23 protein-coding genes are annotated in these 24,230 nt (G+C 69.1%); 9 read left to right on the top strand and 14 right to left on the bottom strand.

All coding sequences use genetic code 11. From position 1 onward, the window contains the following. Positions 1–147: 147 nt before the first annotated feature. On the bottom strand, positions 148–732 hold the full coding sequence (locus VGU03_RS12145; RefSeq protein WP_327480837.1) for an FMN-dependent NADH-azoreductase: 585 nt from the start codon (positions 730–732) through the stop codon (positions 148–150). A gap of 117 nt (positions 733–849) precedes the next feature. Between VGU03_RS12145 and VGU03_RS12140 the strand changes: the two genes are divergently transcribed. From VGU03_RS12140 to VGU03_RS12130, 3 genes are read left to right on the top strand one after another with little or no spacing between them, the layout of a single operon-like run. Continuing rightward, positions 850–1,827: a LysR substrate-binding domain-containing protein gene (locus tag VGU03_RS12140; RefSeq protein ID WP_327480835.1), complete on the top strand. Its 978-nt coding sequence runs from the start codon at positions 850–852 to the stop codon at positions 1,825–1,827. A 43-nt stretch (positions 1,828–1,870) separates the two neighbouring features. Continuing rightward, a complete protein-coding gene (locus VGU03_RS12135) occupies positions 1,871–3,016 on the top strand; it encodes a pyridoxal phosphate-dependent aminotransferase (RefSeq protein ID WP_327480833.1) in 1,146 nt (381 codons plus the stop codon). Then, on the top strand, positions 3,004–3,819 hold the full coding sequence (locus VGU03_RS12130) for an amidohydrolase (protein WP_327480831.1): 816 nt from the start codon (positions 3,004–3,006) through the stop codon (positions 3,817–3,819). Before VGU03_RS12135 ends, VGU03_RS12130 begins: the two co-directional genes overlap by 13 nt. 99 nt (positions 3,820–3,918) lie before the next feature. Here the strand turns inward: VGU03_RS12130 and arsC are convergent, their stop codons facing one another. The 4 genes from arsC to VGU03_RS12110 are packed head-to-tail and all read right to left on the bottom strand — an operon-like array spanning position 3,919 to position 7,500. Beyond that, the gene (arsC, locus tag VGU03_RS12125) at positions 3,919–4,269 is read right to left on the bottom strand and encodes an arsenate reductase (glutaredoxin) (RefSeq protein ID WP_327480829.1); all 351 of its coding nucleotides are present in this window, start codon (positions 4,267–4,269) and stop codon (positions 3,919–3,921) included. 12 nt (positions 4,270–4,281) lie between these two features. Then, positions 4,282–5,709, bottom strand: coding sequence for a pseudouridine synthase (locus VGU03_RS12120; RefSeq protein WP_327480827.1), 1,428 nt, complete (start codon positions 5,707–5,709; stop codon positions 4,282–4,284). After that, positions 5,706–6,566 (bottom strand): SMC-Scp complex subunit ScpB, encoded by an 861-nt coding sequence (scpB, locus tag VGU03_RS12115; protein ID WP_327480825.1) that lies wholly within the window; start codon positions 6,564–6,566, stop codon positions 5,706–5,708. Before scpB ends, VGU03_RS12120 begins: the two co-directional genes overlap by 4 nt. A gap of 31 nt (positions 6,567–6,597) precedes the next feature. Then, the gene (locus VGU03_RS12110) at positions 6,598–7,500 is read right to left on the bottom strand and encodes a ScpA family protein (RefSeq protein WP_327480823.1); all 903 of its coding nucleotides are present in this window, start codon (positions 7,498–7,500) and stop codon (positions 6,598–6,600) included. Positions 7,501–8,275: 775 nt separating this feature from the next. Between VGU03_RS12110 and VGU03_RS12105 the strand changes: the two genes are divergently transcribed. Then, complete coding sequence (locus tag VGU03_RS12105; protein WP_327480821.1) at positions 8,276–8,644, top strand: PilZ domain-containing protein; 369 nt, start codon at positions 8,276–8,278, stop codon at positions 8,642–8,644. Positions 8,645–8,700: 56 nt separating this feature from the next. Here VGU03_RS12105 and VGU03_RS12100 read toward each other — a convergent pair whose 3' ends face one another. Beyond that, positions 8,701–10,386 (bottom strand): AMP-binding protein, encoded by a 1,686-nt coding sequence (locus VGU03_RS12100; RefSeq protein ID WP_327480820.1) that lies wholly within the window; start codon positions 10,384–10,386, stop codon positions 8,701–8,703. 186 nt (positions 10,387–10,572) lie between these two features. Here VGU03_RS12100 and VGU03_RS12095 point away from each other — a divergent pair, with 186 nt between their 5' ends. After that, positions 10,573–10,923 (top strand): hypothetical protein, encoded by a 351-nt coding sequence (locus VGU03_RS12095; protein WP_327480819.1) that lies wholly within the window; start codon positions 10,573–10,575, stop codon positions 10,921–10,923. A gap of 129 nt (positions 10,924–11,052) precedes the next feature. Here the strand turns inward: VGU03_RS12095 and acnA are convergent, their stop codons facing one another. After that, a complete protein-coding gene (gene acnA, locus VGU03_RS12090; protein WP_327480817.1) occupies positions 11,053–13,731 on the bottom strand; it encodes an aconitate hydratase AcnA in 2,679 nt (892 codons plus the stop codon). Positions 13,732–13,987: 256 nt separating this feature from the next. Between acnA and VGU03_RS12085 the strand changes: the two genes are divergently transcribed. Continuing rightward, a complete protein-coding gene (locus VGU03_RS12085) occupies positions 13,988–14,896 on the top strand; it encodes a LysR family transcriptional regulator (RefSeq protein ID WP_327480815.1) in 909 nt (302 codons plus the stop codon). 64 nt (positions 14,897–14,960) lie between these two features. On the opposite strand, the gene hflD is transcribed toward VGU03_RS12085, so the two are convergent. The 3 genes from hflD to VGU03_RS12070 are packed head-to-tail and all read right to left on the bottom strand — an operon-like array spanning position 14,961 to position 17,201. Further along, a complete protein-coding gene (gene hflD / locus VGU03_RS12080; RefSeq protein ID WP_327480996.1) occupies positions 14,961–15,584 on the bottom strand; it encodes a high frequency lysogenization protein HflD in 624 nt (207 codons plus the stop codon). Positions 15,585–15,603: 19 nt separating this feature from the next. Beyond that, positions 15,604–16,716, bottom strand: coding sequence for a tRNA 2-thiouridine(34) synthase MnmA (mnmA, locus tag VGU03_RS12075; protein WP_327480813.1), 1,113 nt, complete (start codon positions 16,714–16,716; stop codon positions 15,604–15,606). Next, the gene (locus tag VGU03_RS12070) at positions 16,713–17,201 is read right to left on the bottom strand and encodes an NUDIX hydrolase (RefSeq protein WP_327480811.1); all 489 of its coding nucleotides are present in this window, start codon (positions 17,199–17,201) and stop codon (positions 16,713–16,715) included. Before VGU03_RS12070 ends, mnmA begins: the two co-directional genes overlap by 4 nt. 130 nt (positions 17,202–17,331) lie before the next feature. Between VGU03_RS12070 and clpS the strand changes: the two genes are divergently transcribed. Both clpS and clpA read left to right on the top strand, forming a co-directional pair. Then, the gene (clpS, locus tag VGU03_RS12065; RefSeq protein WP_327480810.1) at positions 17,332–17,658 is read left to right on the top strand and encodes an ATP-dependent Clp protease adapter ClpS; all 327 of its coding nucleotides are present in this window, start codon (positions 17,332–17,334) and stop codon (positions 17,656–17,658) included. 63 nt (positions 17,659–17,721) lie between these two features. Continuing rightward, positions 17,722–19,992 (top strand): ATP-dependent Clp protease ATP-binding subunit ClpA, encoded by a 2,271-nt coding sequence (clpA, locus tag VGU03_RS12060; protein ID WP_327480809.1) that lies wholly within the window; start codon positions 17,722–17,724, stop codon positions 19,990–19,992. 102 nt (positions 19,993–20,094) lie between these two features. On the opposite strand, the gene infA is transcribed toward clpA, so the two are convergent. Then, entirely contained in the window at positions 20,095–20,313 is a 219-nt protein-coding gene (gene infA / locus VGU03_RS12055) for a translation initiation factor IF-1 (protein ID WP_019466733.1), read from the bottom strand. 83 nt (positions 20,314–20,396) lie between these two features. Next, on the bottom strand, positions 20,397–20,681 hold the full coding sequence (locus VGU03_RS12050; RefSeq protein WP_327480808.1) for a polyhydroxyalkanoic acid system family protein: 285 nt from the start codon (positions 20,679–20,681) through the stop codon (positions 20,397–20,399). Between the two features lie 96 nt (positions 20,682–20,777). Between VGU03_RS12050 and VGU03_RS12045 the strand changes: the two genes are divergently transcribed. Then, complete coding sequence (locus VGU03_RS12045) at positions 20,778–21,545, top strand: FHA domain-containing protein (protein ID WP_327480806.1); 768 nt, start codon at positions 20,778–20,780, stop codon at positions 21,543–21,545. 26 nt (positions 21,546–21,571) lie between these two features. Here VGU03_RS12045 and VGU03_RS12040 read toward each other — a convergent pair whose 3' ends face one another. Next, on the bottom strand, positions 21,572–23,167 hold the full coding sequence (locus VGU03_RS12040; RefSeq protein ID WP_327480804.1) for an ATP-dependent DNA ligase: 1,596 nt from the start codon (positions 23,165–23,167) through the stop codon (positions 21,572–21,574). Beyond that, complete coding sequence (locus VGU03_RS12035) at positions 23,167–24,156, bottom strand: ligase-associated DNA damage response exonuclease (protein WP_327480802.1); 990 nt, start codon at positions 24,154–24,156, stop codon at positions 23,167–23,169. The genes VGU03_RS12040 and VGU03_RS12035 overlap by 1 nt, the downstream gene beginning before the upstream one ends. Between the last annotated feature and the right edge of the window lie 74 nt (positions 24,157–24,230).

The raw sequence follows: 24,230 nt of genomic DNA, 5'->3' as shown, positions 1-24,230 counted from the left end.
GCGCGGCTTCCTTTGCGGGAAACCATGAGTGTGTCGGGCCGTGTCCGGTTTTTCCACCCGCCGGGATACGAAGAGCCCCCTCCGATGGAGGGGGCTCGTCCGGCTCGGATGCATCGTTTCGCGCGAATCCCCGCGGGGAACGGAGGACTATGCCGCCTTCGGCAGCAAAGTCCCGATGGCCTCCCTGGCCGCCGCCAGCGCCTGGTCCTTGTGCTCGGCGCTGACCGCCACGCCCTCGGCGCGCACGAACTCGACGTCGGTGATACCGAGGAAACCCAGCACCGCGCGCAGATAGTTTTCCTGGAAATCCATCGCCGCGCCGGCGCTGCCCTGGCCGTAGAAGCCGCCGCGGCTGGAGGCGACGATGACACGCTTGGCGCCGGCCAGGCCCTCCGGGCCGCTGGCGGTGTAGCGGAAGGTCTTGCCGGCTACCGCGACGCGGTCGATCCAGGCCTTGAGCTGGCTGGGAATGCCGAAGTTGTACATCGGCGCACCGAGCACGATCACGTCGGCGGCGAGGAACTCCTCCATCACCTCGTTGCCCGGCAGCGCGGCCGGATCGCTGGCGTCGGCCACCGGCGACCAGTGCGGCAGCGGCTGCGCCGCCAGGTCACGGTAGCGGTAGCTCGTTTCCGGGCGGTTGCGCCTGAACCGGGCCACGATGTCGGCGGTCAGTGCGCGGGAGACCGAATGGTTGCCCAGGGCGCTCGAATCGATGTGCAGCAGGTTCATGGCATGACTCCCGATCTAAAGCCGGCAGGCCGGCGACGGAAGCCAAGATAGTTTTGCGACAATGATCTGATAAGTCCGCTAATATCGAACTTGTCGTTCTTCAAAGGAAACGATGCCGTGACCCTTGATGGGACCTTGCAGGACCTCAACGACCTCTACTACTTCGCGATGGTGGTCGAGCACCACGGCTTCTCCGCCGCCGGCCGCGCGCTGGGCGTGCCCAAGTCCAAGCTGAGCAAGCGTGTTGCGCAGCTGGAGGATCGGCTCGGCGTGCGCCTGCTGCAGCGGACCACGCGACGCTTCGTGATCACCGAAGTGGGGGAACGCTTCTATGCGCATTGCCGGGCCGTGCTGGAGGAGGCACGGGCCGCACAGGAGGCGGTCGACGAATTGCGCGCCGAGCCGCGCGGCGTGGTGCGGCTGAGCTGTCCGGTGTCGCTGGCGCAGACGGTGGTCGCGCACGTGCTGCCGGATTTCCTCGCGCAATACCCTAAGATGCAAGTGCGCGTGCTCTCCAGCGACCGCCGCGTGGACGTGGTGGGCGAGGGCTACGACATCGCCATCCGCGTGCGCAGCAGGCTCGACAGCGACGCCAACCTGGTCATGCGCACCTTCGGCCTGTCGCGCGTGCTGGCGGTGGCCAGCCCCGCGCTGCTGGACCGCGTGGGACGGCCCAGGGTGCCCGCCGAGCTTCCCTCGCTGCCGGCCTTGTCGATGCAGGAGCACGAAGGCGCGCAGGTCTGGGAATTGATCGACGCGCACGGCGAGCGCGTGCCGGTCGAGATGAGCGCCCGGCTCATCACCGGGGAATTCGCCCTGCTGCTGGAAGCCGCGCGCCGCGGACTCGGCGTGGCGCTGCTGCCGGAGTTCGTCTGTGCGCCGGCCGTCACGCGCGGGGAACTGGAGGTGGTGCTGCCGGACTGGAGCGTGCCCGAAGGCACCATGCACTTCGTCTATCCCAGCCGGCGCGGCATGCTGCCGGGCGTGCGTGCGCTGGTGGACTTCCTTGCCGAGCGCCTGCCCGAGGCGACCCGGCAGAAGCACGAGCAATGCAAGGTGCGCCCGCTGGCTCCGCTCGGCGGGCCGCCGGCGTGAGCCGTGCTAGGCTTGCCGTTTGGCCTTCCAGACATCCGGACGCATGAACATCGATACCAAGCTTCCCAAGGTCGGCACCACCATCTTCAGCGTGATGAGCCAGCTCGCGCTGGATCACCGGGCGGTGAACCTGGGTCAGGGCTTTCCCGATTTCGAGCCGCCGCAGTCCTTGCGCGACGCGCTGGCGCGCGCGATGGCCGAAGGCAGGAACCAGTACGCGCCGGGCATCGGCACGGCGCCGCTGCGCGAACAGATCGCGTTGAAGACGCAGCGCCTGTACGGGCGGTCCATCGACCCGGCGACGGAAGTCACCGTGACCTCGGGCGCGACCGAAGCGCTGTTCGCGGCGATCGCCGCGACCGTGCGGGCGGGCGAGGAAGTGATCGTGTTCGACCCGGCCTACGATTCCTACGAGCCGGCGATCGAGTTGCAGGGCGCGCGTGCCGTGCACATCCCGCTGACGCTGCCGGACTTCGCGATCGACTGGCAACGCGTGCGCGACGCCATCACGCCGAAGACGCGGATGATCCTGATCAACAGCCCGCACAACCCTTCCGGTGCCGTGCTGTCGGCGGACGACCTGGACACGCTGGCCGAGATCGTCCGCGACACCGGCATCGTAGTGCTCTCCGACGAGGTCTACGAGCACATCGTCTACGACGGTGCGCGGCACGAGAGCGTGCTGCGCCATGCCGAGCTGGCCGCGCGCAGCATCGTGGTTTCCAGCTTCGGCAAGACCTACCACTGCACCGGCTGGAAGGTCGGCTATGCGGTGGCGCCGGCGGCGCTGTCGGCCGAGTTCCGCAAGGTGCACCAGTACCTCACCTTCTGCACCTTCCATCCGGCGCAGGCGGCGTTTGCGGAGATCCTCGCCAGCGATCCGGCCCACTACCTCGAGCTGCCCGATTTCTACCAGGCCAAGCGCGACCGCTTCCGCGCGCTGCTCGCGCCCTCGCGCCTGAAACTGCTGGATGTGCCCGGAGGCTATTTCCAGCTGGTCGACTATTCGGCGATCCGCGACGAGGACGACCTCGCCTTTTCGCGCTGGCTGGTCGAGCACGGCGGCGTGGCGGGCATACCGCTCACGCCCTTCTATGCCGAGCCGGCGGGCACGCGGTTGCTGCGCCTTTGCTTCGCCAAGAGCGACGCGACCATGGCGGCCGCCGCGGAGCGCCTATGCCGCCTGTGACCATGCAGCCGTTGATCGTCGGCCTGGTGCAGGGCGCCACGCGCTGGCACGACGCGCCGGCCAACCGCGACTACTACGGGGCACTGGTGCGCCAGGCCAGGGGCAGCGACCTCATCGTGTTGCCGGAGACCTTCCTGTCCGGCTTCAGCAACGACACCCAGGCCAGCGCAGGCACGATGGACGGCGAGGGCGTCGCCTGGCTGCGTGCGCTGGCCGCCGAGGTGGGTGCGGTCATCTGCGGCAGCCTGGCGATCAACGAGAACGGCACGGTCTACAACCGCCTGTTCTGGATGCGGCCCGACGGCACCCACGCGCAGTACGACAAGCGCCACCTGTTCCGCATGGCCGGCGAACACACCCGCTACGGCGGCGGCCGCGAGCGGCTGGTGGTCGAGCTGAAAGGCTGGCGCATCCTGCCGCAGGTCTGCTACGACCTGCGCTTTCCGGTTTGGCTGCGCAACCGCCGGCTGGAAAGCGCCGCCGGCGGGATGGACTACGACCTGGCGCTGTTCGTGGCCAACTGGCCGGCGCCGCGCCGCCAGCCCTGGCGCACCTTGCTGCGCGCGCGGGCGATCGAAAACCTGGCCTACGTGGTGGGAGTCAACCGCGTGGGCGTGGACGGCAACGACTTGCCTTATGCGGGCGACAGCGCCCTCATCGATCCGGTGGGCGAAACGGTGATCGAGCTGGGCGCGCAGGAACAGGTGGCGGCGGTGCGGTTGGACCCGGCGCCGCTGCTTGCCCACCGCGAGCGGTTTCCCGCCTGGATGGACGCCGACGCGTTCACGCTGGGACCCGATTGACGGCGCACCGCATCGAGAAGCCATGCCTTGCGATGGCCTCTCGGTGCCCGGTCTTGCCCGTGGAAGCCCCTGGCCAGGCCAGCGGCGGTTAGCGCCGGGTCAGGGAAGGATCGCCAGCGCCGCCTCCGGCGGCCGGCCGATGGCGGCCTTGCCATCGGTGACCACGATGGGCCGTTCGATCAGCTTCGGATGGGTGGTCATCGCCTGAAGGATGGCTTCGTCGTCCACCGTCGGATCAGCCAGGCCCAACTGCGCATACTCCGCCTCGCCGGTACGCAGCAGTTGCCGGGGCGTCAGGCCGAGCAGGCGGAGCAAGGCCTTGAGTTCGCCTACGCTGGGTGGCGTGTCGAGGTAGTTGACGACTTCCGGCTCGATGCCACGCGCCTGCAGCAGCTCCAGCGTGCCGCGCGACTTGGAGCAGCGGCTGTTGTGGTAGATGCGTACGCTCATCGGGGCGGCGTATCAGCGGTTGCCTTGCCGGTTGCCGCCACGGCCCCCCGGCGGGCGACCGCCACCATGGCCCGGCGGGCGGCTGCCACGGTTCTGCGGGCGACCACCCCGGCCCGGCGTGGCGCCTTGCCGGTTGCCTTGGTTGCCTTGGTTACCCCGGTTGCCGCCACCGCCGCCGAAGCCCGCGTAGGGGCTGCCGGCGCCGCGCGCTTCGCCGCCATGGCGGGCGCCGGCCGGCTTGCCGCCGCGCCGGTTGCCACCCGCCGGATTGCTTCCAGCGCCGTGACCGCGGCCGCTGCCGCTGCCCTCGCGGCTTTCGCCGGCAAACCACGTGCGCACCGAGGGCAGCTCCTGGCCCGGGGCCACGCCGCGCTTGTTCTTGCGCCGGCCGGGGTTGGCCGGGCGTTCGGGACGGGCCACGTTGCCGTTGACTTCCTTGCCCGGCCGGCGGCGTTGCTGCTTGCCGCGCACGGGCTCCTCACGGATGCGGTCGAACGCCCGGATTTCGCGCGCCTCATCCTGATAGGCGCCGCTCCAGCCGCCGGTGGCGCCGCGTTCGGGACGGTACTCGGTGACACTGCGGTTGGCACGGCGCTGGTGCAGTACCGGGCTGAGCGTGAGCGCCGGCTGGGCCGGGCCCAGGCCGCAGCCCTTGCGCAGATCCTTGACCGCCTCTTCGGAAAGCGTCTCGCATTCGCCGCGCCGCAGCGTGCGCGGCAATTCCACCGTGCCGTAGCGGATGCGCTTGAGACGGCTGACCAGGAAGCCCTGGGAATCCCACAGGCGGCGCACCTCACGGTTGCGCCCTTCGCGGATCACCACGCGGAACCAGCTGTGGCTGCCGCCACGGCTGATGATGGCGATTTCATCGAAGCGGGCGGGGCCGTCTTCCAGCTCGACGCCGGCCTTCAGCTTCTCGATCACCTCGTCGGGCACCTCGCCATGCACCCGGCAGAGGTATTCGCGTTCCAGCCCGCTCTTGGGGTGCATCAACGCATTGGCCAGCTCGCCGTCGGTGGTGAGCAGCAAGAGGCCCGTGGTGTTGATGTCCAGGCGGCCCACGGCGACCCAGCGGGCGCCCTTCAGGCGCGGCAGCTGTTCGAACACGGTCGGGCGGCCTTCGGGGTCGTCGCGGGTGGTCAGCACGCCTTCCGGCTTGTGGTAGAGCAGCACCTCGGTGTCGTCGCGATTGTCGGTGGCGACGACGAATTGCTTGCCGTCGAGCACGACGCGGTCGCCGGCGTGCACGCTGGCGCCGATCTCGGCCGGGGCGCCATTGAGTTCGACCTCGCCGGCCTGGATGCGTTGCTCCAGCATGCGGCGGGAGCCGAGGCCGGCGTTGGCCAGCACCTTGTGCAGGCGTTCTTCCAGGGCGGGGGCGGTGGCCTCGGCGCGGGTCTCGCGCTTGAGGGTCAAGACGGATTTCTGCGGCGCAGTCATGCGCGGTACTCCTCGGTGTCCTGCTCGGCGGCGTCTTCGTCGACGCCTGCCTGGGCTGCTGCCTCGTCGGCAGTGGCGGATGGGGTGGGCGCCGGGTCATCCGACGCGGCGGCGGTGGTTTCGGTGGCGTCGGCCGGTTCGGCCTCGGCTTCGGTTGGCATGGGTGCCTCGTCGACGGACGCGTCGCGGTCGGCCTCGGCCATGGTGGGGGAGGGCGCGCCGGACGCTTCGGCTGCGACCGCCTCGGCGCTCGCTTCGTCCGGGTCGATCGGCAGGTCCTTGATGACCCGCGGCGGGAGCGGCTCCTGATCCAGCCGCAGTTGCGGGTCTTCCATGTCGCGGATCTCGGACAGCGGCGGCAGCTCGTCCAGCGATTTGAGGTTGAAGTAGTCCAGGAAGGCGCGGGTGGTGCCGAACAGCGCCGGCCGGCCCGGCACGTCGCGGTGGCCGACCACGCGGATCCACTCGCGCTCCTCCAGCGTCTTGATGATGTTGGAGGACACCACCACGCCGCGGATCTGCTCGATCTCCGGGCGGGTGATCGGCTGGCGGTAGGCGATCAGCGCCAGCGTCTCGAGCAGTGCGCGCGAGTAGCGGCTGGGCTTCTCGGTCCACATGCGCGACACCCACGGATGCACGTCCTGGCGCACCTGATAGCGGAAGCCGGAGGCGACTTCCCTCAATTCGACGCCGCGGCCGGCGCAGTCATCGGCCAGCGCTTCCAGCGCACGGGCGATCGCCTCGCGGTCGACCTGTTCCTCTTCGACGAACAGCTCGCCCAGCTGCGCCACGGTGAGCGGCTGGCTGGCGGCGAGCAGGGCCGCTTCGATGATCGGTTTGAGTTGCTCGATCTGCATGGCCTGAGGGGTTTTCGGGTGGGCCGGCGCCTTATTCGGCGGCGGCGGAAACCGGCATGTCGTCCGGCAGTTCGGCGCTTTCCTCGGCCAGCGAGGCCTTCGCCTTGAGGTAGATCGGGGCCAGCGGCGCTTCCTGCACGATCTCCACCAGCATTTCCTTGGCCAGTTCCAGCACGGACAGGAAGGTCACCACCACGCCCAGGCGCCCTTCGCTGACGTCGAACAGGCTCTCGAAGCGGTGGAACACGCCGTCTTCGAGCCGGCTCAGCAGTTCGCCCATGCGCTGGCGCACGCTGAGCGCCTCGCGCTTGATCGCGTGGTGGCCGAACAGCTCGGCGCGATGCATCACGTCCTTGAGCGCCAGCAGCATTTCCTTCAGGTCCAGCGGCGGCGGCAGCCGGACCACGTTGCGCTCGCCGACTTCCGCGTGGACCGCCACGGTGTCGCGCTCGACGCGGGGCAGGGTGTCGATGTCCTCGGCGGCCTTCTTGAAGCGCTCGTATTCCTGCAGGCGGCGCACCAGTTCGGCGCGCGGATCGTCCTCGAGGCCTTCCTCGGCAGGCGGGCGCGGCAGCAGCAGGCGCGACTTGATCTCGCCCAGGATCGCGGCCATCAGCAGGTACTCGGCCGCCAGCTCCAGCCGCATCACGTCCCGCATCATGTCGATGTATTCCATGTATTGCCGCGTGATCTCGGCAATCGGAATGTCCAGGATGTCCAGATTCTGCCGGCGGATCAGGTAAAGCAGCAGGTCCAGCGGGCCTTCGAATGCCTCGAGAAAAACTTCCAAGGCGTCCGGCGGTATGTACAGGTCCTGCGGCATCTGCAGCAGCGGTTCGCCACGCACGATCGCCAGCGGCATTTCCTGCTGCTGCGGGATCGACGCGAAGGCGTCCTGCGGTGGTGGGACCGGCTGCTGCGGATCTGTGCTCATCAATGCATGTCGTGAGGCCGCTCACGCGGCCGGCAATGCGTCAAAACTGCGGTCGTCCCGGGTGGCGCCCTGCGGACGGATATCCCCCTCGTGACCGCGGCCTGGGGCCGGCAGTCGTTCAAGCTGGTTCGCCGCTTCCCTGGCCGGAACCGTCGCCGCGATATCGCATGACGAGGCCGCTAGGCTAGCGGTTCGGTCAGGCGGGCGGCCATCGAGTTCAGGCCGGAACTCACGAGTTCCCGGCATGCACCCGCGACAGGATGGCGTCGTTGCGCCAGGGACGGTTCAAATCGGTCTGCCGGATGCCTGGGATACGTGTCGCAGTGGCCGGAACGGCTGGCACGGCGCACGCTGGAATCCGCGCATGGCGACAGGTTAGCGGCAGCGTTGCGGCAAGTCCAGTGTGCGCCAGGCCCGCGCCAGTGTGCGCCAGGCCCGCGGGCGAGTTGGCTGGCGCGGATGGGCCGCGTGGCTTGGGCAGCTTGTGACACGACGCGTCCCGCCTGAGGCCGAGCACGGCACCTCGAGGGCATGCTTCCCCGATTACGGGATGGTGTCGTGGGGCTCCCGCGATGGCACGGCACTTGCTTCGTAGTGCCCGGAAGGACGCCGGCCGGCTCGCCGCCCATGTTCGGGCGGAGCGGCGCAGGCTGCGTGCTCTGGCCGCAAGCAGATCGCGGTCGGGCGCCAGCAGCCCTGTCGATCAGTGCCGGATGCGTCGTACGATCGCAGGGACGTCGCAGGGGGCGCAGGCGCGCCTCGCTTGGGGAGTTAGATGACGATCGAAGACAACGTGTCGGACGAGTCGGGCCCGAAATTCCTGCGGCCTGCGCGCATGCGCATCGAGACGACCGTGCTGATGAGCCACGGCGTGCAGTCGCACCCGACCGAACTGGTGGACATCTCGGCCACCGGCGCGCTGCTGCGCCGGCCGCTGGGCTGGCAGGGCGAACTGGGGCAGAACTGGGTGCTGGACATGATCTTCGGCCGCGACCTGCACATCCATCTGGAGGCAGCGGTGGCGCGCATTTCCGACCGCCACATCGGCTTTGCCTATTCGCGCATTCCGGAAGACAAGCAGGTGCCGCTGTGGAACCTGCTGGGCGGCTACGCGGACATCCTGGAGCACTGGCGGGAGGAGTGAGACGGGCAGTTGCCGCGCCGATCCCGAAGTGCGAATAGCCCGCTTGCCAGCTTCCCTCAGGCCGTAGCCTTCTTCTGTTCGTCGCGCAGCTCGCGGCGCAGGATCTTGCCCACGTTGGACTTGGGCAAGGCATCGCGGAACTCGATCAGCCTCGGACGCTTGTAGCCGGTCAGGTACTCGTGGCAGAACTGCTTGAGCGCCTCGGCGGTGAGCGAGGGATCCTTGCGCACCACGAACAGCTTGACCACCTCGCCCGAGTGTTCGTCAGGCACGCCCACGGCGGCCACTTCGGCCACGCCCGGGTGCTGCATGACCACGTCCTCGACTTCATTGGGATACACGTTGAAGCCGGACACCAGGATCATGTCCTTCTTGCGGTCGACGATGTAGACGTAGCCGTTCGCGTCCATGCGCGCGATATCGCCGGTGTGCAGCCAGCCGTCGGCACCGAGCACCTTGGCCGTTTCCTCCGGGCGCTGCCAGTAGCCTTTCATCACCTGCGGGCCGCGCACCATCAGCTCGCCCACTTCGCCGATCGGCAGCGGCTGGTCGCTTTCCGACCAGATCGCCACATCCGTGGAAGGCACCGGCAGGCCGATCGAACCGTTGTAGTCCGCAAGGTTCAGGGGGTTGATGCACACCGCCGGCGAGGTCTCGGTCAGGCCGTAGGCCTCGGCGAGCGTGCAGCCGGTGGTCTTCTTCCAGCGCTCGGCCACCGCGCGCTGAACGGCCATGCCGCCGCCCAGGGTCAGGTGCAGGCGGGAGAAGTCCAGCTCGGCGAAGCCGGGCGTGTTGAGCAGGCCGTTGAACAGCGTGTTGACCCCGGTGATCGCGGTGAAGCCGGATTTCTTCAGTTCCTTGACGAAGCCGGGCATGTCGCGCGGGTTGGTGATCAGCCAGTTGAGGCCGCCCAGGCGCATGAACACCAGGCCGTTCGCGCACAGCGAGAAGATGTGGTACAGCGGCAACGCGGTGATGATGATCTCTTCGCCGGGCTTGGCCAGGTCGCCGATCCAGGCGCTGGCCTGCAGCATGTTGGCCACCATGTTGCCGTGGCTGAGCATCGCGCCCTTGGCCACGCCGGTGGTGCCGCCGGTGTACTGCAGGAAGGCGAGGTCGTCGTGGTTGAGCGCGACCGGCAGCATCGGATGGGCCGCGCCGTGCGCCAGCGCATCGCGGAAACGCACCGCTTCGGGCAGGGAATAGGCCGGCACCATCTTCTTGACGTGCTTGAGCACGAAGTTGACCAAGGCGCCCTTGGGGAAGCCGAGCAGGTCGCCGATGCCGGTGGTGACCACGTGCTCCACCTGGGTCTGCGCCAGCACCTCCTGCAGGGTCGCGGCGAAGTTGTCCAGCACCACGATCGCCTTGGCGCCCGAATCCTCCAGCTGGTGCCGGAGCTCGCGTGCGGTATAGAGCGGGTTGGTGTTGACCACCACCAGCCCTGCCCGCAGCGCGCCGAACAGCGCGATCGGGTACTGCAGTACGTTGGGGAGCATGATCGCCAGGCGATCGCCTTTCTTCAGGCCCAGCACGCCGGTGAGGTAGCCGGCGAACTGGCCACTCAGCGTATCGATCTCGCCATAGCTCAGGGCCTTGCCGAAGCTGGAGAAGGCGGGGCGCTCGCGGAACTTTCCGAAGGCTTCTTCCACTACCGCGGCGACGGACGCGTAGGCGTCGACGTCGATCTGTGCGGGTACGTCATGCGGATAGTGGGCCAGCCACGGACGCTCGTTGCTCATGTAGTGTTCCTGTTCCCCGTAGGCCTTGCGGCCAAGGCATTGGAGCATACGCCCGCGCACGGCGGCAAGCCGCGTCGCGGCGCGGTTCGAGGACATACGCGCATGCGAAAACGGTTTGGTTTGTGGATCTTGGCGAGCCTCCTGGCGGCTCTTGCGGCGTGCCACCGTGCGCCTGACGAAGAGCGCGTGCGCGAAGCCATCGCCTCCGCCCAGCACGCCGCGGAAGAGGCCGATGCGAGCGGCGTGGTCGAGCCGCTCGGCGAGGACTTCGGGGGTAACCAGGGCAGCCTGGGTCGCCAGGACATCGCCAACCTCGTCCGTCTCGCACGCCTGCGCGGCGAGCGCATCGGCGCGACGCTGGGGCCGATTTCGGTGGAGAGGCGCGGCGAGCGGCTGGTGGCTGATTTCACCGTGACGCTCACGCAAGGCAGCCGGCTGCTGCCGGACGCGGCGGGCATCTACCAGGTGACGTCGGCGTGGCGCCGGGAAGGGAGCGAGTGGCGCTGCTACAGCGCGACGTGGAAGCGCCAGCTGTAGCGCACCGAGATCCCCCTGCCGATCCTTCCCCGCAGGCGGGGGAAGGATCGGCCGCGTCCGGCCAGGAGCGGGAAGGACAAAAGAAAAGGCCGCCCGCAGGCGGCCTTTTCCTCGCAACCAGCCTAAGCCTCAGGCCGCCTTGCGGCCGGCCAGCTGGCGCAGCACGTACTGCAGGATGCCGCCGTGGCGGAAGAACTCGCGCTCCTTCGGCGTGAGCAGCATCACGTGCACGGCGAACTCCTTCTTCGTGCCATCGGCGGCGGTGGCGACGACCCTGGCTTCCTTCGACTCGCCGCCGGCCAGGCCGACGATCTCGATCGACTCCTTGCCGGTCAGCCCCAGCGACTGCGCGTTCTGCCCGTTCTTGAACTGCAGCGGCAGCACGCCCATGCCGACCAGGTTGGAGCGGTGGATGCGCTCGAAGCTCTCGGCGATCACCGCCTTGACGCCCAGCAACAGCGTGCCCTTGGCCGCCCAGTCGCGCGAGGAGCCGGTGCCGTATTCCTTGCCGGCGATGACGATGAGCGGCGTGCCCTCGGCTTTGTACTTCATGGCCGCATCGTAGATCGCCATCTGCTCGCCGGTCGGCACGTGCAGCGTGTAGCCGCCTTCGACCCCGTCCAGCATCTGGTTCTTGATGCGGATGTTGGCGAAGGTGCCGCGCACCATCACGTCGTCGTTGCCGCGGCGCGAGCCGTAGGAGTTGAAGTCCTTCGGCTCCACGCCCTTGGAGATCAGGAAGCGGCCCGCCGGGCTGTCCTTCTTGATCGAGCCGGCCGGCGAGATGTGGTCGGTGGTGATCGAGTCGCCGAACAGACCGAGCACGCGCGCGCCGTGGATGTCGCTCACCTGGCCGACTTCCATGGTCATGCCATCGAAGTAGGGCGGGTTCTTGATGTAGGTCGAATCCTCCCACTGGTACAGCGCGCCGTCGGGCGAGGCGATCTGGTTCCAGCGGCTGTCGCCCTTGAACACGTCGGCGTAGTTCTTCTCGAACATGGCCGGGCTGATGGCGCCGGCGATGGTGTCGGAGATTTCCTTGTTGGTCGGCCAGATGTCCTTCAGATAGACCGGCTGGCCGTCGCTGCCGGTGCCGATCGGGTCCTGGGTCAGGTCGATGTCCAGCGTGCCGGCCAGCGCATAGGCGACCACCAGCGGCGGCGAGGCCAGGTAGTTCATCTTCACTTCCGGATGCACGCGCCCCTCGAAGTTGCGGTTGCCCGAGAGCACCGAGGCCACGGCGAGGTCACCGGCGCCGATGCCCTGGCTGATCTCGGCCGGCAGCGGACCGGAGTTGCCGATGCAGGTGGTGCAGCCGTAGCCGACGATGTAGAAGCCGATCTTCTCCAGCTCCTTCAGCAGGCCGGTCTTCTCCAGATAGTCGGTGACCACCAGCGAGCCCGGGCCGATCGAGGTCTTCACCCACGGCTTGGCCTTCAGGCCCTTGGCGGCGGCCTTCTTGGCGACCAGGCCGGCGCCCAGCATCACCGCCGGGTTGGAGGTATTGGTGCAGGAAGTGATCGCGGCGATCACCACCGAGCCGTCCTTCAGCGTGAAGTTCTCGCCGTCCTTCTGCGCGCCGACGCTGCCGCCGCCGGCCTTGCGGTTGGCGGTGAGCGGGCCGACCACGTCGTGGAAGCTCTGCTTGACGCCTTCGAGCAGCACGCGGTCCTGCGGGCGCTTGGGGCCGGCCATGGACGGGCGCACGTCGGCCAGGTTCAGTTCCAGCGTGGTGGTGAACTCGGCGTGCGGGGTGGTCTCGTCGTGCCACAGGCCCTGCGCCTTGGCGTAGGCCTCGACCAGCGCGATCTGCGATTCCTCGCGGCCGGACAGGCGCAGGTAGTTGAGCGCTTCCTGGTCCACCGGGAAGATGCCGCAGGTCGCGCCGTACTCGGGCGCCATGTTGGCGATGGTGGCGCGGTCGGCCAGCGGCAGGTGCTTCAGGCCGTCGCCGAAGAACTCGACGAACTTGCCCACCACGCCGAGCTTGCGCAGCATCTGGGTGACGGTCAGCACCAGATCGGTGGCGGTCACGCCTTCGGACAGCTTGCCGGTGAGCCTGAAGCCCACCACCTGCGGAATCAGCATCGACGAAGGCTGGCCCAGCATGGCCGCTTCGGCCTCGATGCCGCCCACGCCCCAGCCCAGCACGCCCAGGCCGTTGACCATGGTGGTGTGCGAGTCGGTGCCGAACACGGTGTCCGGGTAGGCCCACAGCTGGCCATCCTTGTTCGCGGTGAACACCACGCGCGCCAGGTGCTCCAGGTTCACCTGGTGCACGATGCCGGTGCGCGGCGGCACCACCTTGAAGTTGTTGAAGGCCTTCTGGCCCCAGCGCAGGAACGAGTAGCGCTGGTGGTTGCGCTCGAACTCGATCTCCACGTTCTTTTCCAGCGCCGATTCGGAGCCATAGGCATCGACCTGCACCGAGTGGTCGATCACCAGCTCCGCCGGCGCCAGCGGGTTGATCTGGGTGGCGTCGCCGCCGAGCTTGACCACCGCATCGCGCATCGCGGCCAGGTCGACCACGCAAGGCACGCCGGTGAAGTCCTGCAGCAGCACGCGCGCCGGCATGAAGGAGATCTCGGTATCCGGCTCGGCCTTGGCGTCCCACTGGGCGACCGCTTCGATCTCCCTGGAGGTCACGTTCACGCCGTCCTCGTGGCGCAAGAGGTTCTCCAGCAGGATCTTCATCGAGTAGGGCAGGCGCTTGAGGTCGAAGCGCTCGCCGAGCTTGGCGAGGCTGGCGTACGCGTAGCGCTGGCCGTTGAGCTCGAGGCTGTCGCGGACGTTGAACGTGTCTTTCATGACGAAACTCCTGGCTGAAGCTGAAGCGGCGAAACGGAAGGGCGTCGGTCGCACCCGCGCAAAGATCGCGATTATCGCAAATCCGTCTGTACGCGTGCCGGCAAGGCAGGGCGTCGAATGCGGGCGAAGCGGCGAAGCGGCCGGGGCAGCTAGAATCGGCCGGCTGCAGGAGCGGCGGCGATGGAAAGCTGTCTCGACATAAGCTTGCGACGGCGCCCGCCGCCGCACAAACGCATTTGGTGGCAGGCTGCATTCGATGATTTCGACGGCGCTCTCGGCGGTATCGCTGCGCGACCTGGCGCTGGTGCAGGCGGTGCACCGGCACGGCAGTTTCAACAGCGCCGCGCGGGCCATGCACATCAGCCCGTCGGGACTGTCGCACCAGGTGCAGAAGGTCGAGCAGGCGCTGGGCGCGCCGCTGTTCGAACGCGGCGGGCGGCGCATCGTGCCCACCGCCGGCGGGCAGCGCCTGCTGGAGCGGATCGAGGCCGTACTGGCCGCCGCCGAGCACCTGCAGCAGGCGGCCCGCGCCGGCACGGTGGCGTTCGGCGGCGAATTGCGGCTGGGCGTGCCGGCCTCGCTCGGTCCCTACCTCCTGCCGCACCTGATCGAACCGTTCCCGCAGCATTTCCCGGCCGCGCGGCTGAGCCTGTCCGAAGGCAAGCCGCGCGGCCTGCTGCGGCGCCTGCACGAGGGCGAGCTGGATGCGGTGCTCGCGCCGACGGCTGCCGCGGCCAGCGGCATCGCCACGCGTCCGCTGTTCTTCGAGCCGTGGGAAGTGATGTTCCGCGCCGACCACCCGCTGGCCGGCCGCGCCAGCGTCGCGCTGGACGAACTGGACCAGGCCCAGGCCACCGTGATGGCCGAGAGCCATCCTGGCATCGACGGGCAGGGCGGTCACGTGCAGGACGTCAGCCTGGAAAGCCTGGCGGCGCTGGTGGCGCTGCGTGGGGGCTACGCGCTGGTGCCGGCGCTGGCGCGCGAACGGCTGGCCTCGATGCCGGAGCTCACGCTGGCGCACGTCCAGGGCGCCGCGCCGGGGCGCGAGATCGCGCTGTACTGGCGCGAGGCGTCGCCATGGCTGGCGGACATCCAGGCGTTCGCCGCGTTGCTGCAGGAAGTGGCGCGCGGACGGCCGGGGCTGAGGGTGCAGCCGGAGGGCTGAGCTCGCGCTTCACGCGGCCGCCGCTGGAAGGCCATGGAGGCCGGACCTCGTGGCCGGCGCAGCCTCAGCCGTTGTCCAGCGTCGCCCCGGTCAGCAGGCCGCGCGCCAGCATGCTGCACTGCCTGCGGTTGATCACGATCTGCCACTGGCGCCCGCCGACCTGCCGCCACAGCACCGCCGAGCGCACCGCCGCCAGCAGGTTCGCGCGCACCTTCTCCACCACGGCCGGCTGCTGCAGGTGCTGTGGATGGCCGTTGACCATCACGCGCGGGCTCAGGGTGGACAGGGTCGAGGCGTAGACGTCGGCCAGGCGGCGGATCACCTGCGGCGAATCCTGGCCGAAATGCTCCACCTGGCGGCGCGTGGCGAGGATGCCCTCCTGCAGCTTCGCGGCGAGCTCGGGCCTTCGCGCCAGGCTGCGCTCGAGCCGCATCACGGTCACCGCCATCTGGGTGAGGGCCATGTCGCGGGTGTCGTCGTCCAGCTGGCCGATCAGGTTGCGCAGGCCCAGCCGCACGCCGCCCACGCCGCCGTAGACCGCCGACACCGAAGGCGCATCGATGCGGAACACGCTGGCCACGCTGGCTTCCATCGCCGTCTCGTCGCAACGCCCCTGGTTGGCCAGCTGCTGCGCCAGGCCCACCGCCTGGAACAGGCCGGCGAGCGCGAGCACGCGCGGTTCGTTGATGGCGAAATGGTCGAGCACGTCAGGTTCCTGCTGGCATGGGGGCAAGGCCGCCGAAGGGCGCGTCGGTGGCGGCGATCACGGCGCCGCCAAGGCAGGCTTCGCCGGCGTAGAAGACCACCGACTGGCCCGGCGTGACCGCGCGTTGCGGGTCGTCGAAGCGCACCTCCACCCGGTCGGCTTCCACGTGCACTTCGCAGGCCTGGTCGGCCTGGCGGTAGCGGGTCTTGGCGGTGCAGCGGAAGGGTGTCGAGGGCGCGGCGCCCGCCACCCAGCTGGGCGCATGGGCCGTTGCACGACGCGATTGCAGCCAGTGGCTTTCGCCGCCCTGCGCCACGTAGAGCACGTTGGCGGACACGTCCTTGCCGACCACGTACCACGGCTCGCCGCTGCGGCCCTGGCGCCCGCCGATCCCCAGGCCGTTGCGCTGGCCGAGCGTGTAGTACATGGTGCCCTGGTGTTGCCCGACCAGGGCGCCTTCGGGCGTGCGCATCTCGCCGGGCCGCGCCGGGATGTAGCGGGCGAGGAAGCGGCGGAAGTCGCGCTCGCCGATGAAGCAGATGCCGGTGGAGTCCTTCTTCGCATGCGTGGGCAGCGCGGCCGTGCGCGCCAGTTCGCGCACCTGCGTCTTCTCGATCTCGCCGACCGGGAACAGGGTGGCGGCCAGTTGCTGCTGGCCCAGTGCATGCAGGAAGTAGGTCTGGTCCTTGGCCGTGTCGAGCGCGCGCAGCAGGCGGTAATGCCCGTCGCGGCGGTCGACCCGCGCGTAGTGGCCGGTGGCGATCTTTTCGGCGCCCAGTGCGCGCGCCTCGTCCAGGAAGGTCTTGAACTTGATCTCGCGGTTGCACAGCACGTCCGGGTTGGGCGTGCGGCCGGCGCGGTATTCGGAAAGGAAATGTTCGAACACGTCCCGCCAGTACTCGGCGGCGAAATTGCGCACGTGGAACGGGAGCCCAAGGCGCCCGCACACGGCCAGCGCGTCCTTGCGGTCGGCGTCGGCGGTGCAGGGGCCACTCTGTCCGTCGTCCTCCCAGTTCTGCATGAACAGGCCTTCGACCTCGTGGCCGGCCCGCTGCAGCAGCAGCGCGGCGACCGAGGAATCGACGCCGCCGGAGACGCCCAGCATCACCTTCATGGCCGCGCCGGCTCCGCGAGCAGGCTGGACAGCGCCTCCAGCGGATAGCGCCGTCCGGCAAGCCAGGCATCGATGCTCTGCAGCACCATCGGGCTGCGCAGGCGCGGGCCGAGACCGGCGATTTCGGCGCGACCCAGCCACAAGGCGCGGCGTATCCCTAAATCCAGCCGGCGCGTAGGATCGTGCGCCAGCGGTCGCGCCGCGAAACTGAAGCGCACCACACCCTCGCCATGCTCGGTGCTGCGCCACTGGTGCACGCCCAGGAAGCATTCGGGCTGCACGGCCCAGCCGGTTTCCTCCAGCGTCTCGCGCACGGCCGCCTGGACCAGGCTTTCGCCATCGTCCAGGTGGCCGGCCGGCTGGTTGTAGACGAGCCGGCCATCGACCTCTTCCTCGACCATCAGGTAGCGCTCGCCCTGCGCCACCACGCAGGCGACGGTGACGTGGGGGCGCCAGACGGATGAGGCGGAGGAGGAGAGGGGCATCGGGGACGCGGGGGCTGGAAATGCGTCATTGTGCCATCACCTAGCTGAGGCGCGGCCTGCACGGCGGCGCGACCAGGGCTGCATCCGTCGCGGCGTATACTTCGTATCAGCAAAAAAGTCCCCACGAGCAATGGCCCACGAACCCGAACACGATCCCGGCAACGGACACGGCCTGGCCGTCGAAACCAGCCGCCCGGAACTGGCACGGCCGCCACTTTTTCAAGTTGTGCTGCTGAATGACGATTTCACTCCCATGGACTTCGTGGTCGAAGTGCTTCGCGGCTTCTTCGCCATGGACCAGGAGCGTGCGGTGCAGGTGATGCTGCACGTCCATACCCGCGGCAAGGGGGTGTGTGGCGTGTTCACACGGGAGGTGGCCGAGACCAAGGTCACCCAGGTCAACGAGTATTCACGGACTCATCAGCATCCCTTGCTGTGCACTATGGAAAAGCTATGAGCGGCCCCATCTTGTAGCCATCGCGGCATAGCCGCCCAAGCCATCCCAGCGGAGAAGGTCCGGATGTTCAGCAAGGATCTCGAAGTCACCATCGGCCATTGCTACAAGCAGGCCCGCGAGCAGCGCCACGAATTCATGACCGTGGAGCACCTGCTGCTCGCACTCACCGAAAACCAGTCCGCACTGGGCGCACTGCGCGCGTGCGGCGTGGACCTGCCGCGGCTGTCGGCCGAGCTCGAGCGCATCATCGCCGAGACCGTGCCGGTGCTGCCGCACGGCGACGAGCGCGACACCCAGCCGACGCTGGGCTTCCAGCGCGTGCTGCAGCGCGCGGTCTACCACGTGCAATCCTCCGGCCGTAAGGAGGTCACCGGCGCCAACGTGCTGGTGGCGATCTTCGGCGAGAAGGATTCCCATGCGGTCTACTTCCTGCACCAGCAGGAGATCACCCGGCTGGACGTGGTCAACTACATCTCGCACGGCATCGCCAAGATCGGCGACGAGCCGAGCTCCGGCATGCCCGGCAGCGAGCGCGAGGGCGAGGAAGGCGCCGACAGCAAGGGCAACCCGCTGAACGAGTACGCCACCAACCTCAACGAACTGGCGCTGGAAGGGAAGATCGACCCGCTGATCGGCCGCCAGGACGAGATCGAGCGCACCATCCAGGTGCTCTGCCGCCGCCGCAAGAACAACCCGCTCTACGTGGGCGAGGCCGGCGTGGGCAAGACCGCGCTGGCCGAGGGCCTGGCCAAGCGCATCGTCGAGGGCGAGGTGCCCGAGGTGCTGGAAGGCGCCGTGATCTGGGCGCTGGACCTGGGTGCGCTGGTTGCCGGCACCAAGTACCGCGGCGATTTCGAGAAGCGCCTGAAGGCGGTGATCACCCAGCTCAAGAAGCAGCAGGGTGCGATCCTGTTCATCGACGAGATCCACACCATCATCGGTGCGGGCTCGGCTTCGGGCGGCACCATGGATGCGTCCAACCTGATCAAGCCCATGCTCGCCTCGGGCGAGTTGCGCTGCATCGGCTCGACCACGTTCCAGGAATTCCGCGGCATCTTCGAGAAGGACCGCGCGCTGGCCCGCCGCTTCCAGAAGATCGACGTGGTCGAACCGACCATCGCCGACAGCATCGAGATCCTCAAGGGCCTGAAGAGCCGTTTCGAGGAGCACCACAACGTCGCCTACACCAACGAGGCGCTGAAGGCCGCGGTGGATCTCTCCGTCAAGCACATCCCCGACCGCCTGCTGCCGGACAAGGCCATCGACGTGATCGACGAGGCCGGCGCACGCCAGCGCCTGCTGCCGGAAGACCAGCGCGTGGGCAAGATCGACGTGCCGGAGGTGGAGTACATCGTCGCCAAGATGGCGCGCATCCCGGCCAAGCAGGTGTCCGCGTCCGACCGCGACGTGCTCAAGAACCTCGAGCGCAACCTCAAGATGGTGGTGTTCGGGCAGGATCAGGCGATCGAGGCGCTGGCCGCGTCGATCAAGATGGCTCGCTCCGGCCTGGCCGATCCGAGCAAGCCGATCGGCAGCTTCCTGCTCGCCGGTCCGACGGGTGTCGGCAAGACCGAGGTGACCAAGCAGCTCGCGCTGCAGCTGGGCATCGAGATGATCCGCTTCGACATGTCCGAGTATATGGAGGCGCATTCGGTCTCGCGCCTGGTCGGCGCGCCCCCGGGCTACGTGGGCTTCGACCAGGGCGGCCTGCTCACCGAGCAGATCACCAAGCATCCGCACGCCGTGCTGCTGCTGGACGAGATCGAGAAGGCGCACCCGGACGTGTTCAACATCCTGCTGCAGGTGATGGACCGCGGCGTGCTCACCGACACCAACGGGCGCGAGGCGAACTTCAAGAACGTCATCGTGGTGATGACCACCAACGCGGGTGCCCAGCAGGCGGCGCGGCGCAGCATCGGCTTCGTCAAGCAGGACCACGCCACCGACGCGATGGAGGTGATCCGCAAGATGTTCACGCCGGAGTTCCGCAACCGCCTGGACGCGGTGATCCAGTTCCATCCGCTGGACTTCGAGCACATCCTGCGCGTGGTCGACAAGTTCCTGATCGAGCTGGAGGCGCAACTGGCCGACAAGCACGTGGTGCTGGACGTCGACGCGGACGCCCGCCGCTGGCTGGCCGAGCACGGCTTCGACCCGCAGATGGGCGCGCGGCCGATGGCCCGCGTCATCCAGGAGAAGGTCAAGCGCGCGCTGGCCGACGAGCTCCTGTTCGGCAAGCTGGCCGACGGCGGCAAGGTGATCCTGGGCGTGCGCGACGGCGAGCTGCACGTGGAGACCGAGGCGGCCGAGAAGCTGCCGGCGGTGGTGGAGTAGCCGGAGCGACGAGGGCGCCTGTGTCGACGCCCTCGCCGCCGGAACCCGGGCACGAAAAAGGCCGCGCACTGCGCGGCCTTTTTTCTTGTCTGCGACGTCGCCCTACTTCATGCGGTAGGTGATCCGCCCCTTGGTCAGGTCATAGGGAGTCATCTCCACCTTGACCTTGTCGCCCGTGAGGATGCGGATGTAGTGCTTGCGCATGCGGCCGGAGATATGGGCGGTGATGACGTGCCCGTTCTCCAGCTGTACGCGGAACATGGTGTTGGGCAAGGTCTCCTGGACCGTGCCTTCCATTTCGATGACGTCGTCTTTGGCCATGCGTTCCGGTGTGTCTGGGCCCGGCCGTGGCGGCCGCGTAAGCGGGCAAGTATGCCACGTCCAGGCGCCTGATCAAAGAAAGCTCAGGCGGCGCCCCCGAAATACTCGTCCAGCTTGCGCCGGATCTCCTGCTCGACCATGCCCTTGAGCGGCGAAAGCATCAGGCCGAGCTCGGCGGTGACGTGCACCTCGTTGGGCGCCATGGCGATGGCGCCATTCACGCCGGAGCGCGAAAAACGCAGCGTGTCGCCCTGCCACTGGCTCTGCATGTCGAACTTCTCGCGCATGCGCGCGGCCACCTTGTCGACCACGGCGCGTGCCTGGTCGGGCGGCAGGGTGTGCGGGCGGCGGATATCGATCTTCGGCATGGTGGCGCTCCGTGAGGACCGCCTATCTTACGCGGCCTGCGCGAAGGGCAGCGCCTGCATCTGCTAGAGTCCCGCGGTCTTTCGGCTGGTTCGCAGATGCGCATCGAGTTTCCCAATTCGGCTCGCGAGGATTTTCGCTGGGCGCAGGCCGCGTTGAGCATCGGCAGTGCGCCGGACAACGACCTGCTGGTGTCCGCCCAGCAGGGCGCGGCGCATCACCTGCGCATCCGGCAGGACCGCCGCGGCTGGGTGCTGGAGGTGCTTTCCGGGGCCGGCCGCGTCTACGTCAACGCGCGCCCGGTACGCGAGCGTGCCTTGCTGCGTCCGGGCGACATCCTGAGCCTGGGCGATTGCCGCATGCTGCTGTGTGCGGACGAGGATCCGGCATCGCGCGCGCCTCTGGCGCGCTCGCGGCAGGGCCAATGCACGGCGGCCCTGCGCGCGGTGGCCGGGCCGCTGTCGGGCCGCGTCTTCCCGATACGCGGGCGGCTGGAATTCGGACCGCAGGGCGACCAGTCGCTGGACCTGCCGCAGGCAGGCTCGGCCACGCTGGCGCTGTTCTGGAAGGACGGCGAACTGCGCGTGGCGGCCGGACCGACGCCGGAGCGCTACCCGCTGCGCCTCAACGGTGTGCCGGTGGAGCAGGCGGCGCTGCATCCGGATGACCTGCTGGGCATCGCCATGCACCGTTTCGTGGTCGACGCTCCCGGGCTGCTGCCCGCGCCGGCGGTGACGCCGCAGGAGCCGTCGGGCGAGCGCCTTCCCGAAGATGCGGCCGGCCCGCGGGGCGAGGTGTGGTGGCTGATCGCCACGGCCGCGGTGCTGGCCCTTTGCATCGCGCTGATCCTGCTGGTGCGGTTCTAGCGGGCCGCGGCCGGCCGGCCGCCAGCTCAGGCTTCGGCCATCCGCCGCAGATCGTCCAGCCGGTCGGCGTCGGCGATGGAAAGATCGGTACGCCAGCGCAGGATGCGCGGAAAGCGCACCGCTACGCCCGACTTGTGCCGCCCGGAGCGCTGGATCGCCTCGTAGGCCAGCTCGAAGACGTGCTGCGGTTCGACCGAGCGTACCGGCCCGAAGCGCTCGATGGTATGGGCGCGTATCCACGCATCCAGCCGCGCGATCTCCGCGTCGTCCAGTCCCGAGTACGCCTTGGCCACCGGCACCAGGTGCCCGCGATCCCACACGCCGAAGGTGTAGTCGGTGAACAGCCCGGCGCGCCGGCCATGGCCGGACTGGGCGTAGATCAGCACGGCGTCGAGCGTGTAGGGATCGACCTTCCACTTCCACCAGTCGCCGCGCTTGCGGCCGACCCGGTAGGGCGAATCCAGCCGCTTGAGCATCAGGCCCTCGGTGCGGCGCAGGCGGGACTGCTCGCGCAACTGGGCCAGAGTCTCCCAGTCCTTCGCCTCGGCGGCCGGCGACAGCAGCAGCGTGGGCGGCGCGGCCTGGAGCAGGTGCGCGAGCCGTTCCCGCCGGTCGCCCAATGGCGTTTCGCGCAGGTCGGCGCCGTCCAGTTCCAGCAGGTCGTAGGCCATGAAACGCACCGGCGTCTCGGCCAGCAGCTTCGCGCCCGGCTTGAGCTTGCCGATCCGCTTCTGCAGTGCGGTGAACGGACGCGGCGCCGCGGCCGGGTCGTCCCAGGCGAGGATCTCGCCGTCGAGCACGCAACCCGGCGGCAGGGCGCGGGCGGCCTGCTCGATCTCGGGAAAGCGGCCGTCCAGCCGTTCCTCGCCGCGCGACCACAGCCGCGCCTCGTCGTCGCGGCGCATGAGCTGGGCGCGGATGCCGTCCCACTTCCACTCGGCCAGCCATTGCCCACGCTCGCCCAGGCTTTCCACCGGAGCCTCCAGCGGCGAGGCGAGAAAGAACGGATAGGGACGGTGCTCGCGATGGGCGTCGTCGCCGGCCGGTTGCGCCAGCGCCGCAAGCGAGGCGGCGCCGGGCGTCCAGTCGCCGCTGAGGCGGTGGGCGATCAGGTCGGTCGGCAACTGTGACCACGCGGCGAGCGCCTGCACCACCAGGCGCCGGGAGACACCCACGCGCAGCGCCCCGGTGATCAGCTTGTTGAGCAGGAAGATCTCTGCCGCAGGCAGCACGCGCCACCACGCCTTCAGCTGCTCCACGCGAGCAGGCGGGTCCAGCCGCGCCAGCCCGGGCAGGCGCTGTTCCATCCACGCATGCAACGGGACATCGTCGAAAGGACCATCACCGGGGCGCAGCAGCAGCGCGATCGCCTCGGCCAGGTCGCCCACGTGCGCATAGCTCTCGTCGACGAGCCAGTCGGGGTAGCCGGTGGCCTCGCCCGTGGCCTGGCGCAACTCGGTGACGCTGGCGAGCCGGCGCAGCTTGCCGCCGCCCAGCACGTACACCGCCCAGGCGGCGTCGGTCGGGGGCGCATCGTGCAGGTAGGCGGCGATGGCGTCGCGCTTGGCGGAGGTGGCGCCGGTGCGGTCCAGCGCGGCATAGAGATCGGCAAAGCGGCGCATCAGCCGTTCCCCAATGCCGCCAGCGGCAGCGCGTCGTGGCCCTGCTCGCGCAGGTAGCGCACCAGGGCATCGCCGTCGCCATGGGTGACGTAGATGCGCCGGGCGCCGCTGTCGCGCACGCTGCGCAGCAGGCCGTCCCAGTCGGCGTGGTCGGACACCACGAAGCCACGCTCGTAGCCGCGGCGCCGGCGGTTGCCGCGTACCTGCATCCAGCCGGAGGCGAAGGCTGTGGACGCGCCGGAGAAGCGCCGCATCCACGGCGAGCCCGCGGCGTAGGGCGGCGCCAGCACCAGTTCGCCCGCCAGCGCGGCGCCGCGTGCGTTCTCGTCCAGCGGTCGGGTGGGCGGCATCGCCACGCCGGCCTCGCGGTAGATCGCGGTCAGGCGCAGCAGCGCGCCGTGCAGGTGGACCACCCGGTCGACGCGCGGCGCGAGTTCGGCCAGCAGCCGCTGCGCCTTACCCAGCGCATAGCAGAACAGCACCGCCGGCACCTGGCGGCGGGCGCAGTCGTCCCACCAGGCGAGCAACTCGTCGATCACCCGTTCCATCGGCGGCCAGCGGTACACGGGCCAGGCGAATGTCGATTCGGTGACGAAGGTGTCGCAGGGAACCGGTTCGAAGGGCGCGCAGGTCGGGTCGGCCTCGCGCTTGTAGTCACCCGAGGCCACCACCACGCGCCCGGCATGCTCCATGCGCACCTGCGCCGCGCCGAGCATGTGGCCGGACGGGTGCAGCGACACGCGCACCTCGCCGAGGGCGAACGGCTCGCCGTACCCGTACGCCTCGATCGCCGCCGGGTCGCCGAGCCGCTCGCGCATCAGCGCAAGGCCGGCTCGCGCCACGTGATAGCGCGCGTTGCCCTGGCGCGCATGGTCGCCGTGCGCATGCGTGACCACCGCCTGCGCTACCGGCTCGGCCGGGTCGATGTAGAAGCCGCCGGCGGGGCAGTAGAGGCCTTCGGGGCGGGGCTGGAGCAGCGCGTCGGGCATGCCTGGATGCTGGGCGGGCGCGCGTCAAGTTCGCGGCAACAAGACACCCGCAGGGATGACCGTGCAGCGAGACC

The organism is Frateuria sp. (assembly GCF_035944355.1).
GTDB lineage: Bacteria > Pseudomonadota > Gammaproteobacteria > Xanthomonadales > Rhodanobacteraceae > Frateuria_A.
The sequence above is the reverse complement of the archived record's forward strand: the minus strand, read 5'-3'. Positions and strand labels throughout refer to the sequence as shown.